Raw genomic sequence first — 12,782 nt, forward strand, 5'->3', positions numbered from 1 at the left:
TTCTTATTGTAAAGAAGAGAATAGACGATACTGTAAAAAGAAAAGTGTTAAAAATTAAGTTCTTACTAATGTAAAAGTTATATGCTGTTTTGAATTGAAGAGAAAGAAAAATTTGTAATGTTCAAGAGTAAAAATCTTAAATTAAGCAAAATAAATCTGCTTGAGTGTTGAAACTCAAACAGATTTAATATTGAACTTAATTTAGTTGAGTTTTTAAATCAACTATTTTCGGAAAGAGTATATTGTTTTCTAAATGAATAGATTGGAGTAAATTTTCCTCAAACTCTTGGAGCATTGCAAAAGCTACACGATAAGTACTACAAGCATCCATAGGAGGTGTATACTTGTCAGTTAGTTGTGAAATTGATTCAAAACGATGAGCCTCCGTAGTAAACATTTCTTTTATTATTGAGATTGTGTTTGTGATTTTTTCAAAATTTAGGTTTAGAAAAGCTTGATTATTTTGTTGGTCATGTGTCAATTCTCCGATGAGAGGGAATAAAATCTGCTCTTCTTTTTCCATACGTTTTTCTAATTCGTACGTATTTTCTGTGAATAGCTTGTTTATTTCAATTAATTCAGGATGTCTGCCGCCGTGAACTCGACAAAGTTTATCTAAAAACTGCAACAAGTAAGGCGTTTTCTCTCTAACGTAATTGTGGTGTTTACGGACGATGTAATCTGTTAAAAGGTCAAGAGACCAATCATTTACTTTTAAAGAATCATCTTTTTCTTTAGTGATAGTGTTTAGGTCATTGATGAGTTGATTTTCATTTAAATCTTTTTTGTCACAGGCCTCTGTAATAGTTCTTCCGCCTTTGCAACAAAAATCAATTCCGTATTTTTTGAAAATAGCGGCTGTCCGGAAGTCCTCAGCTACAATCTCTCCAATGGTTTTGTCTTTTAGTTCCATGTTTAATTTATTTAATCTTGCGCAAAGATACAATTATTTTTCAAATAAAATACTTTTTTGTCTTTTATTTTATTGAGGTATAGAAAAAGCCACACTACAAAAAGGTGGCCTCTTAAAAATTACATTTCAATAAATAATTACTTTACTTCTTTTTCTTTAGAGCAAGACTCCTTGTCTTTTGCTGCTCCGCTTTTACAACAAGATTTTTTCTCTTTAGAAGAGCAAGATTTTTTCTCTTTAGAAGAGCAAGATTTTTTCTCTTTGGAACAAGATTCTTTATCTTTCGATTTTCCACTTTTGCAACAAGATTTTTTCTCTTTATCTTGTTTAACTCCATCCTGATCCTGTGTCGTTTTTTCAATTGACACGTTCACTTCTTCACCCAAAGTTGTAGCTTGAACATTAGTTATAGCAAACATAAACAATGTAGCTGTTGCGATTCTTACGATTTTCTTCATTTATACTAAAATTTTAAATTAATAATATTATTATTTAGGTTTATTTTTTTTATTCAGTGCCCAAGCAGAGAGTATGCCATTGAGGCAATTCCTATATTAACATTTTTAGCCTTGACCAATTGGGTGTAACAACTTTCGATAGTAGCCCCCGTAGTGATTAAATCATCGACTAATAAAATTTTGCAATTTTCAATTTTTTCAGTATTTTGTACTGAGAAAATGTTTTCACTATCCTTGAAACGACTCCATAAGTCTTTTTTTGTTTGCGTAGTGTTGGCTTTCACTTTTATAAGTACATCATCTACGTAGTTAGCCTTCAAAATTTGAGCCAACTTTTGTCCAAAAAGAGCTACTTGATTGTATCCTCGCATTTTTAACTTTTTTTTATGCAACGGAACGGGTATAACTACATCAATTTCTTGAAAATGAGGAACGTTTTTTATTTTTTCACCTAACCATTCGCCTAACCACCCACCAATAGATTCCTTTTTTTGGTATTTTAATTGGTGAATCAAATGCTGAACCACACTGTCCTTATGGAAATAAAACAAAGAGGTAGCTCCAAACAACTCACATTGACCGTAAAACCGTTCCAACAATCTATTGTCTTTGTGCAAATGTAATTGTGTTTCAATGAGTTTTCCTCTACAATAAATACACAGAAATGTCTCCTCATGTCCTAAAACCTGACCACATCCTGAGCAGTATTCAGGAAATATCACAGATAGTAAACCTGAAAAAGACATATTTTGTTATTTTATCTACGGCAAATATAATAATTTTTGAAATATATTTACTAAGTTTGCAGTTAAAATATATTTTTTATCACCATAATATATTAGGACAAATGGCAAATCAAGAAGAATTATTTAAACAAGTTATTTCACACGCCAAGGAATACGGCTATATTTTTCAATCAAGTGAGATATATGATGGACTCAGTGCAGTATATGATTACGCTCAAAATGGAGTGGAATTAAAGAAAAACATACGGGAGTATTGGTGGAAAGCAATGGTGCAAATGCACGAAAACATAGTAGGAATTGATGCAGCAATTTTTATGCATCCAACCACTTGGAAAGCCTCAGGACACGTTGATGCATTTAACGATCCTCTTATCGATAACAAAGATTCTAAAAAACGTTATCGCGCTGATGTGTTGGTCGAAGATTATGTAGCAAAAATTGAAGATAAAATAGAAAAAGAAGTAGCCAAGGCAGCAAAGCGTTTTGGAGAATCTTTTGATAAACAGCAATTTGTAACTACTAATGCTCGAGTTATTGAATATAAAGAAAAGGCGGATAGTATTCTGAAGCGTTTGGCAAAATCACTTGAAAATGAAGACTTAGCCGATGTAAAAGCCTTGATAGAAGAATTGGAAATCGTGTGTCCTATTTCGGGAAGCAAAAATTGGACAGAAGTGAAGCAATTCAACCTGATGTTTGGAACAAAATTAGGTGCTACCACGGACACTGCAATGGATCTATATCTGCGTCCTGAAACAGCACAGGGAATTTTTGTAAACTTTTCTAATGTGCAAAAAACAGGGCGTATGAAAATTCCTTTTGGAATCGCTCAAACAGGTAAAGCATTTAGAAATGAGATAGTTGCACGGCAATTTATCTTCCGTATGCGAGAGTTTGAACAAATGGAAATGCAGTTTTTTATCAAACCAGGAACGCAACAACAATGGTATGACTATTGGAAAGAGACGCGTTTAAATTGGCACTTATCATTAGGTTTAGGGGAAGAAAATTATCGTTTTCACGATCATGAAAAATTGGCTCACTATGCCGATGCGGCTTGCGATATTGAATTCAAGTTTCCGTTCGGATTCAAAGAATTAGAAGGTATTCACTCGCGTACTGATTTTGATTTAAGTAATCACGAAAAATATTCAGGTAAAAAATTACAATATTTCGACCCAGAGGAAAATAAGAGCTACGTGCCTTATGTATTAGAAACGTCCGTGGGACTTGATCGTTTGTTCTTAGCGGTGTTTTCAAATGCCTTGCAGGAAGAAACTTTGGAAGGAGGCGAAACCAGAACCGTTTTACGTTTGCCTTTTGTATTAGCTCCTACCAAAGTAGCTATTTTGCCTTTGTTGAAAAAAGACGGACTACCTGAAATTGCCCGTGAAATTTTTGATGATTTGAAATATGATTTCAACGTAGCCTATGACGAGAAGGATGCCGTAGGTCGTCGTTACCGCCGTCAAGATGCCGCAGGGACTCCTTTCTGTGTAACGGTTGATCATCAAACTAAAGAGGATAATACAGTTACTCTGCGCCATAGGGATACAATGGAACAGACACGTGTAGATATTAGCGACTTACGCAATATCATATTTAAAGAAGTAGATATGAACCAATGGTTGCGTAAAACACAGAAGTAATCTGTTGGTATTCATTTATTTGATTTTTTGTAATTAATAAACTAATTCAGAGGATTGGGAGGTAAAGAAAGTTTTTCTCCCAATCTTTTCGTGCGTTGATAAGAATTTTTATGTCAAACATATCCCAAAAAGAAGATTTTTTAAAATATCAAGCTCCTACATCGCCCTATCCGATGTTGTTGGAGGTTTCACATGCCAAGGGAAACTATATTTTCACCACTGATGGTAAAAAATATTTAGATTTTGTAGCAGGGGTTTCGGCTTGTACTTTAGGACATTGCCATCCAAAGGTAGTGGAAGCAATTCAAAAACAGTGCGAAACCTATATGCATGTGATGGTTTATGGTGAATATGTTCAAAAACCAGCTGTAGATTTTTGTAAATTGTTAGCAGAGCATCTGCCTGAAAATTTGAATACTACTTATTTAGTAAATTCTGGAACGGAAGCCATCGAAGGCTCTGTGAAACTTGCCAAACGAGCCACGGGACGTACCCAACTTATAGCAGCTAAAAATGCCTATCATGGAAATACCCAAGGTTCCATGAGTTTGATGGGGTACGAAGAGCGTAAGCAACCTTTTCGTCCATTATTGCCTGATGTGGATTTTATTGAATTTAATAATGAATCTGATATTCAGAAAATTACTCACCGTACAGCAGGAGTTGTTTTAGAAAGTATTCAAGGAGGAGCAGGATTCATAGAACCGCAAAATGACTATTTAGTAAAAGTTAAAAGACGCTGTGAAGAGGTAGGAGCATTGCTTATTATTGATGAAATTCAGCCAGGTTTTGGGCGTACAGGGACGTTGTTTGGATTCCAAAACTACGGTTTCGTACCTGATATCATCGCCATCGGTAAGGGAATGGCGAGTGGATTGCCTGTCGGAGCGTTTGTAGCGTCCAACGAGTTGATGAAGTTGTTATCCCACAGCCCAAAATTGGGACATATTACTACCTTTGGAGGAAATCCCGTCATAGCTGCTGCTTCCTTAGCTACCTTAAAAGAGTTGCTGACTACCGATCTTATGGCACAAACTGTAGAGAAAGAAAAACTATTTCGGAAATATTTACAACACCCATTTATTGAAAGTGTTAACGGGCGAGGATTGATGTTAGCAATAATCTTGCAATCGGCTGAAATGGCTGATTTTGTAGTTAACTATTGTCAAGATAAAGGACTGATAGTCTATTGGTTACTTTTTGAGCGAAGAGCCGTTCGTCTGTCGCCTCCATTGACATTGACTGAAGCAGAAATCGAAATTGGTTGTGAGATTATTATCGAAGCACTAAATGCTTATAGAAGTAGATAAGGAACTAACAATCACTGAATTGGAAAATGTATTCTAATTGTTGCCAAAGTTATGATTCTCAAGAATCATAACTTTGGCGAAATTGTTTATAAATCTTTTCAATGAATAAAGATAATATTCCTAATAAAAGTAGACGTCACACCTCTTTTTAATCAACCTCAATCACAATTTGGTTGAATATTTTGAGAATCAATGCTCTTTCCCAAGTTCCCAGCGGGATTTTGCTGTAACTTCTTGGCTTGTAAATAGTTTTTCTCTATACTTATGGTATCCAACAATGCCAATCATAGCAGCGTTATCTGTACAGTATTCAAATTTTGGAATGTAGGTTTCCCAACCGTATTTTTCTCCCAAAGATTGTAATGTTTCGCGGATACCAGAATTGGCAGACACGCCGCCACCGATGGCAATCTGTTTTATATTAGTCTGTTTTACTGCTTTTTTTAGCTTGGACATTAGTATGTCGATAATGGTATGTTGTACCGAAGCACAGATGTCGGGCATGTTTTCCTTAATAAAATTGGGGTTTTCCTTTGTCTGTTTCTGGACGAAATATAATACAGCTGTCTTTAATCCTGAAAAACTGAAATTCAATTCATTTGTTTGGGGTTTTGGAAAAGAAAAGGCTTTCGGATTTCCTTCTTTTGCATATTTATCAATAAGAGGTCCTCCAGGGTAGGGGAGACCTAAAATTTTAGCAGTTTTATCAAAAGCCTCTCCTACAGCATCATCTAAAGTTTCACCCAAGACTTCCATAGAAAAAAAACTATCAACTCGGACTATTTGCGTATGTCCACCACTGATAGTCATCGCTAGAAAAGGAAATTCAGGTTTTTTAGTTCCCTCATCAATGAAATGAGCTAAAATATGAGCTTGCATATGGTTCACCTCAATAAGAGGAATGTTGAGCCCCATTGAAAGGGATTTAGCAAAAGAAGTGCCGACTAATAGTGATCCCATTAGTCCTGGCCCTCGTGTGAATGCAATTGCTGATAGTTCGTTTTGTGATATTCTGGCTTCTTTTAACGCACGGTCTACTACAGGTACGATATTCTGCAAATGTGCCCGAGAAGCTAATTCGGGAACTACACCGCCATACTTTCGGTGAACATCTTGATTAGCAACAACATTTGAGAGTACACAATCATTTTTTAGAACTGCTGCAGAGGTATCATCACACGAAGATTCGATAGCTAAAATATATGTATTGGTCATTTCTCTGATGATTTTATCAATGATAAAAAAGGTACTCGGGAATTGATTCTATATTTTTGGTTACTTCAAACCCCGAGACTTTTAAATTTTTATTATATGGAACTTTTTACTGAATTATTCAGGTAATCGTTCGTATAAGCAACAATGATGTAGTTTTTCATACGTTTTTTCATCAGCTTTGATTTTACCCGCATCATGCCCTATTTTAGCAATCGCTTTTTGTACATCTTCCACCGAACATTTACGCTCATCAATAACTATTTTCATGTTCCCGCTATCTACATTCCAATCTGCACTTTTCACCCCCTTAACCGAATAAGCAGCTTTTTCAATACGTTTTTTACACATTTGGCAATTCCCACCCACAGGGAATTCTGCTTTTTTGTTCTTGTTGATTTCTTTCGTTTCTTGTGCGTTTACTAAAGTTAAGCAGAGTAAACTTGTGATTAAAAATAAAATATTTCTCATAAATGGGTATAAATTTAAATTAGTGTTTAAAATTTCTGATTTTTAGGCGTAAACCTCCATAAATCATTCTGCCAAATGCTGGAGCATACAGCATTGTAGCATCAAAAAATGAGCCAAAAGGATCTTTAGCAGCTAAAATTCCGTTATCTTGTTTATAATTACCTATGTTTTCGCCTCCAAGATATATTTCGAAGTTATGTGAAAAAACTTTGGTTATTTGAGCATTAAAAATTCTGAAAGAAGGAGCGTAATCTTCTAATCTATAAGGTGTTGGGTTTTGTTTTGTAGAAGGAAGTCGTTGTTTTCCTATCCAATTGTAGGTGAAGTCAAACTTCCATTTACTATGATTTTTTTCATGCTTTTCTTCGGTCTCATATCCAATATTCACAAAGAAACGATGTTTTGGAGTTAGCGGTTTTTCCATTTGATTTTTAATGTATTGTGTTTTAACATCGTAATATTTGTACGCACTTTTAACATCTAATCCTTGTATTGGAGAAAGACTAAATTCCGCTTGAAATGAATTGGCGAAACTTTTCCCTTCTAAATCATAAAACCAAACTTGCTGAGGAGAATTATCTAAATCGATAACTACTTGATTTTCAAAAGAAGTGCCGTACCAATCAATTACAAATTCCGCTTTGCGGTTTAATATATGGAAAGATTGAAGAAAGCTAATTCCGTAGTTCCAAGCGATTTCAGGGTTCAAACCGTATATTTTATCATTTTTTTGAATGATATTGAAATCTCTGTTTGATATGAAAAGATGTTGATTTTCAGCGAAAATATTAGCCATTCGTTTTCCTCTTCCTGCCGAAATTCGCAAAGTTGATTCATTCCAAGGGATATATCGTAAATGGAATCGAGGTGTGATAAAATTTCCTAAATGGTTATGACTATCGGCACGAACTCCAGCTACCAAACTCAAATTATCCAAATTGTCGTACGTATATTCAAAAAAAACACCTATTGATTTATCAATTCGAGAGTAATTTGCTTCAAAATTTGAGTCAATCCATTCGTAAAAATCATCGTAAACAATATTGAAACCAGTAGCAAATTTGTTTTTCGTATTGCTGATGATCGAATTGTATAATAAATTTGAATACCAACTTTTTTGATGTATATCATATTGATTCATACCAAAATACGAGTTTTGACGATGGGATAAGAACGCATTTTGGAATCCGAAACTTTTGTACGAAGCATCAGGGAAAACGTATCCTATTTTATTTGAAACACTTAGCTTTTCGGAATCAATTTCGCTTCCCCAATTTTTTTTAGATTTTTTTTCTTTTGAAGGGTCAAAGTTTAGTTGCCCAGCTTGACGCTCATCCTTCATATAGTTCAGATTTAAGAAACTTACCCAACCATTCTCATTATCAGTATATTGCCATCTATTTAATACATTGATTTGATTGCCTATTGGCATATCAAGAAAACCATCATGATTATGGTCATTTTTTTGGCGGGTTATATTTCCATGAGTTAAGATAGAGGTACTTAATTTAGGGGAAATTTTATGATTCAAATGAGCATTAATTTCGAATCGACTGTCCTGTGAGCCGTATAAATTCAAAAAGAAAGGAATATCAGTTGCAGGTTTCAAAAATTCGTAATTAATTTGTCCTGAGATGCTTTCATATCCATTGATAACACTTCCTGCTCCTTTGGTAATTTGAATACTTTCAATCCAAGTACCAGGAACGAACGACATTCCATAGGCTTGTAGAGCCCCCCTAAGCGTGGGTATGTTTTCTTCTGCCATTAAGATATAAGGACTTGTAAGTCCAAGCATTTTAATTTGCTTATTTCCTGTTACGGCATCTGAAAAATTTACGTCAATAGAAGGGTTTGTAGAAAAACTTTCTGAAAGGTTACAACAAGCAGCTTTTAAAAGTTCACCACTACTCATGGTTTGTAAATTAGCAATTTGATATTTAGCACGAATAGTGGTGGCTCTTTTATGAGTCACAACCACTTCGTCTAGATTGTTTTCAGCTTTTAATATAACCTCTAAAGGGGTTGATGAAGTTATGGTTAATCGTTCTGTTTCAAATCCTATGTAACTAATGATTAATACATTCGTTTTTTGAGTTCGTTTTATTGTAAATCCACCTTCATCATTAGTAGAAACACCTATGGAAGTTCCTTCCCAATAAACATTTACCCCTGTCATAGGCTGTTTTTCTTGGTCAAAAACGTTTCCTTTTACATACTCTTGGGAAAAAATGCCAATAGGCAAAATGCCTAAAAGCATAAATATATATTTTTTCATTATTATTTTGTATTTTATGTATTTTTTACTTTTTAAATTATAATCAAATGTACATGAAGTCATAAAAAGCATATTATCAATGAGATAAAATGTTTTATGAATTTGACGCAATCATACTAAAAAGTAAAATTATGCATAAAATACGAGCTGACAATATAGCTTATAAAGAGGAGGAGCATTCGAATCTACATAAAATGCAGGAATGCTTTTTTTTGTTTTTTTGGTTATTATAAATGGGGGTTGAGCGACTGATATTTGTGTTAAAACACATGGATACAAATGCCACTCAAAAGATTTTGTGGTAATTTTTCCGTTGTCATAATCCGATGACTCGAAAAAATCGCCATCACAACATTCGTCGTGAAGATCTTCACTTGATGAAAGATTATCATCATAGATAATACAGCAATCTTTTGATAAAGAAGAACATATGTCCTCATTATCTGTTGCGTATATATATTTGAATGAAATGTGAGTTAGCTGTTCTTGACAAAAATGCAAATCAAAACCCCATCCTGAATTTGAAAATAGGATGAAAATAGTTAATAATATGCTTGTTATTTTGCGAACCATGTTGAGCGCAAAGGTAATTATTTTTTTGTGAAATAAGGTAAAATAAAACTGTTTTTTTGTTGTTTAGATTCAACTCCCAAAGAAATCTTGTGTTTTTTAGAATTTTATACACAACTATCCGAAACTTTTAAAATAAAAGTTGCCTGAGAATGTCGTATATTTGAAAAATTCCCATTTTTTTTCAATTATGGCACTCTTCAGGCGAGGCAAAAATACAAATAAACCCGTAATCAGACAAATTTTAGATCTCATTTCTACGCATATTTTAAGAGCGGAAATCGCTAAACATCAGTCCGATAAAGGAAAATCTGCCTATAAAACTCGCGATCAATCGGTGGCACTAACTTTCGGACAGCTGAATAAATGCTATACGCTATCCGACATAAGTTGCGGATTATCAGTAAGTAGCACCTTCCTAAGCGATCTCCAACTCAAACAAAGTCCCGCAAAATCAACAATGAGTGATGGAAACAAAGTAAGACATTATGGAGTATTTAAAGATTTGTATTCCAGTCTTTTAAAGTATTACAAACACTCTTTAAAAGCCAAACATCAAAGTCATATCATCGATGAAATTCAAAATCACAAAATAAAAATTATTGACAGTACTACCATTAGCCTGTGTTTAAGTCTTTTCAACTGGGCAAAATTTATTCACAAAATTTTATTTGTTTCAAAGGTGTTCATGATACGCTTCGCTTGATTCGGACAGCTAAAGGCAGACTCAAAATTCACACCGTTTGGGACGATCAACTTGGATTGTCTGATGAAAAAGACCACGACATCCTCAAAGATGAAATCATCGTTTTGACTTCAAACAAGGCTATGAAGTAAAATTTACAGATAAAAATTTTTCTTGGCACAAGTGAAAATGCGGTGAAATCACAGATTTATGTAGCTTTGATTTGCTATCTTCTGTTGGAGTTGGTAAAGCGATTTTATAGCGATAAAAAGACGGCATTTAGTAATTTTTGCGAGAAAATAAGGGTGTGCCTTATGCATTATCTGACGCTGAATTATGTTTGCAACGAACTGAAACCCACCGTAAAAAAAGCAAAAAAACCACCTGAAAACACACTCTTTGACAGAGATAATTCCGCACAACAAACAAGTCTTCCCTTATAAATAAAGGGTTGACAAGGGTTTTTATGTCGTTTTCAAAAAACTTTCGGACGGCTGTGAATTTTATAATATGTATATTTTTAAGAGTTATTCCTTCAAATATTTTTCGGGAATATATTTTTTGCCTTTCAAATCAATGAAGTATTGATAATCATCTTGATATACGAGAATGTATAGCATTGCTTTTGTTCTGTTTTCAATGTTTTGCGTGTCAATTTCTTCTTTTGAAGTATGTCTGAAATCTAAAAAATGTAACTGCTTTTGAGGTTTGATAACCCATTGCATTGTGGTAAGGTCAATAACTCCCATTGTATTATTTATAGATTCTGCAATGGCGTATCCTAATCGTTTTTTCTTTATTTCCTTGATGAACAGAGTTTTTGTATCACCCGAAATACTCGTAAAATGGCTGTATTCTTCTCCTTTTTTCTTGGTCAGAAACCAAATATTATCTTTTGCAAACGTATTTTGCTCAATCGTTTCGTATTCAAACTCAAAAGAAGGCAAAGGTTTGTCTTTTGCATTAACAATTCCCATCATAGAATTTTCTTTTGATAACTTTCGAGCTAAAACATAGGTGTTTCCGTTATGAGTAATAATATCAACATATTCAAAATTCTTGTTGTTGGGAGTTGCTTTTTTGGGTTTTTCCTCAACATAAATGGTCTTTATCTCTGTTTTTACTTCCTCTATGTTTAGGTCACCAATTGGATGTAGAGAAGCATATTTTTTGTAAGGTTTCAGTTCCAAGCCACTTGTAGGGTGGTATTCAAACTCAAAAAATCCGTTGTGAGAATAGAAATTCCCTTTTATTTTTGGAGTAGAAAGCTCCCCTTGTATTAAGATTGGACTGCCTGAAGGCGGAACGATTTCTTCCATTGTTTCTGCATCAATGTATCCTGTGTCAAATCCTCGTTGGAAATACAAAATATTGCCAATTGTGTTCGCATCGTAGTCTTTGAAGAAGTCTTTTATCTTATTTTGGGCAAATGTTTCTGGAGTTAGGTTTTCTTCTTGGTTGTCAAACTCTTTCGGAAGGAATTTTTTTCCGCTGAAGTCCATATAAAAATCTCTTGAATAGCTATCTGTACTTATCAGAATACGATATTTTGCCCGATTTTTAATATCGTGCCGATTAACTTTCTTGTCAGTGTCTATAATTAAGTCTCTGAAAACCAATTTCTCTTGCGGAGGAATAACCCATTCCATTTTTACCAAATCCACAACAGCATAATTTTCTTTATTAATATTTTTGGCTATTCCGTAGCCGAAAATTACCGTTAAGGCAGAAATATCATCAGGAACTTGATTCTTCAATTTTTCTTCTCCTGACATATTGATAAAGCCTATTACTTTATTCTTACTCATTGCCGAATCTTGAACTTTAAACCAAACGTCATTTTCATTGGAAGCATATTTGTTTACATCAATCCACGAATGTTTGTAATTAAAATGCTCTGAAATATTACCTTGTTGGTCTATGATAGCATACAAATATCCATCTTCAACTTTTTTACATACAATTAAATAGTATTTTCCTTTATACTTAAAAATATCATTATCTCGAAAATAGCTACAACTTTCATATTCTTTGGCGAAAAATACAGTTCTGTTTTTTATCTGAAACCCTTTTGATAACTTATCTGAAGGTACAAATTCATATTTTGGTTTCTTATAAGAAGGAGAATATAAAACACAACTGTAATTTATTTCTTCTTTAGTTGAAATTTTCCAGTTTTTATCTACCGAAAATGTGTAATAATGCTCATCAAATACACTATAAATCACTTTTCCTCTAATCGGAGAAAAACTTTCAATGTAAATACTGGTATGAATTGGCTTAACGAGGGTTTGCATCGTTTTTTTATTCATAAGTCCTAATTTTCTATCCACATAAAAGGGAAGAATATCATTAGGATTTGTATTTTTACAATTGGTAAAAAGTTCCTCAAGTTCTTTGCGTACCTCTTCTTCAGTTTGTGAAAAACCGCAGAATGAAGTTAAAAACAAAATCATTAAATATACCTTCTTCATAGTTGTTTGTTTTGTT

The 12,782-nt window shown here is 33.8% G+C and carries 9 protein-coding genes and 1 pseudogene; 3 read left to right on the forward strand and 7 right to left on the reverse strand.

Annotation, left to right across the window (positions count from 1 at the left end):
- Positions 1-196: 196 nt before the first annotated feature.
- From ric to CGC49_RS08920, 3 genes are all read right to left on the reverse strand, one after another.
- Positions 197-913, reverse strand: coding sequence for an iron-sulfur cluster repair di-iron protein (ric, locus tag CGC49_RS08910; RefSeq protein ID WP_095912425.1), 717 nt, complete (start codon positions 911-913; stop codon positions 197-199).
- A gap of 137 nt (positions 914-1,050) precedes the next feature.
- Complete coding sequence (locus CGC49_RS08915) at positions 1,051-1,371, reverse strand: hypothetical protein (RefSeq protein ID WP_198540562.1); 321 nt, start codon at positions 1,369-1,371, stop codon at positions 1,051-1,053.
- 53 nt (positions 1,372-1,424) lie between these two features.
- Positions 1,425-2,117, reverse strand: a complete 693-nt coding sequence (locus CGC49_RS08920) for a ComF family protein (RefSeq protein ID WP_095894152.1) — start codon at positions 2,115-2,117, stop codon at positions 1,425-1,427.
- A gap of 101 nt (positions 2,118-2,218) precedes the next feature.
- Here CGC49_RS08920 and CGC49_RS08925 point away from each other — a divergent pair, with 101 nt between their 5' ends.
- Entirely contained in the window at positions 2,219-3,766 is a 1,548-nt protein-coding gene (locus CGC49_RS08925; protein WP_042007510.1) for a glycine--tRNA ligase, read from the forward strand.
- Positions 3,767-3,885: 119 nt separating this feature from the next.
- The gene (locus CGC49_RS08930) at positions 3,886-5,076 is read left to right on the forward strand and encodes an aspartate aminotransferase family protein (protein WP_095912742.1); all 1,191 of its coding nucleotides are present in this window, start codon (positions 3,886-3,888) and stop codon (positions 5,074-5,076) included.
- A gap of 189 nt (positions 5,077-5,265) precedes the next feature.
- On the opposite strand, the gene tsaD is transcribed toward CGC49_RS08930, so the two are convergent.
- The 3 genes from tsaD to CGC49_RS08945 form a co-directional block, all read right to left on the reverse strand.
- A complete protein-coding gene (tsaD, locus tag CGC49_RS08935; RefSeq protein WP_095912426.1) occupies positions 5,266-6,291 on the reverse strand; it encodes a tRNA (adenosine(37)-N6)-threonylcarbamoyltransferase complex transferase subunit TsaD in 1,026 nt (341 codons plus the stop codon).
- A gap of 114 nt (positions 6,292-6,405) precedes the next feature.
- Positions 6,406-6,759 (reverse strand): heavy-metal-associated domain-containing protein, encoded by a 354-nt coding sequence (locus CGC49_RS08940; protein ID WP_042007504.1) that lies wholly within the window; start codon positions 6,757-6,759, stop codon positions 6,406-6,408.
- 19 nt (positions 6,760-6,778) lie between these two features.
- Positions 6,779-9,040, reverse strand: a complete 2,262-nt coding sequence (locus CGC49_RS08945) for a TonB-dependent receptor (protein ID WP_095912743.1) — start codon at positions 9,038-9,040, stop codon at positions 6,779-6,781.
- Between the two features lie 757 nt (positions 9,041-9,797).
- Between CGC49_RS08945 and CGC49_RS08955 the strand changes: the two are divergent.
- A pseudogene (locus CGC49_RS08955) lies at positions 9,798-10,735 on the forward strand (DUF4372 domain-containing protein).
- Between the two features lie 84 nt (positions 10,736-10,819).
- On the opposite strand, the gene CGC49_RS08960 reads toward CGC49_RS08955, so the two are convergent.
- Complete coding sequence (locus CGC49_RS08960; RefSeq protein ID WP_198540624.1) at positions 10,820-12,766, reverse strand: hypothetical protein; 1,947 nt, start codon at positions 12,764-12,766, stop codon at positions 10,820-10,822.
- Between the last annotated feature and the right edge of the window lie 16 nt (positions 12,767-12,782).

The organism is Capnocytophaga sp. H4358 (genome assembly GCF_002302515.1).
Lineage (GTDB): Bacteria > Bacteroidota > Bacteroidia > Flavobacteriales > Flavobacteriaceae > Capnocytophaga > Capnocytophaga canis.

Excerpts from the sequence above, each read along its gene's own strand:
- ric (WP_095912425.1), bottom strand. The coding sequence starts at position 913 with ATGGAACTAAAAGACAAAACCATTGGAGAGATTGTAGCTGAGGACTTC.
- CGC49_RS08915 (WP_198540562.1), bottom strand. The coding sequence starts at position 1,371 with ATGAAGAAAATCGTAAGAATCGCAACAGCTACATTGTTTATGTTTGCT.
- CGC49_RS08920 (WP_095894152.1), bottom strand. The coding sequence starts at position 2,117 with ATGTCTTTTTCAGGTTTACTATCTGTGATATTTCCTGAATACTGCTCA.
- CGC49_RS08925 (WP_042007510.1), top strand. The coding sequence starts at position 2,219 with ATGGCAAATCAAGAAGAATTATTTAAACAAGTTATTTCACACGCCAAG.
- tsaD (WP_095912426.1), bottom strand. The coding sequence starts at position 6,291 with ATGACCAATACATATATTTTAGCTATCGAATCTTCGTGTGATGATACC.
- CGC49_RS08940 (WP_042007504.1), bottom strand. The coding sequence starts at position 6,759 with ATGAGAAATATTTTATTTTTAATCACAAGTTTACTCTGCTTAACTTTA.
- CGC49_RS08960 (WP_198540624.1), bottom strand. The coding sequence starts at position 12,766 with ATGAAGAAGGTATATTTAATGATTTTGTTTTTAACTTCATTCTGCGGT.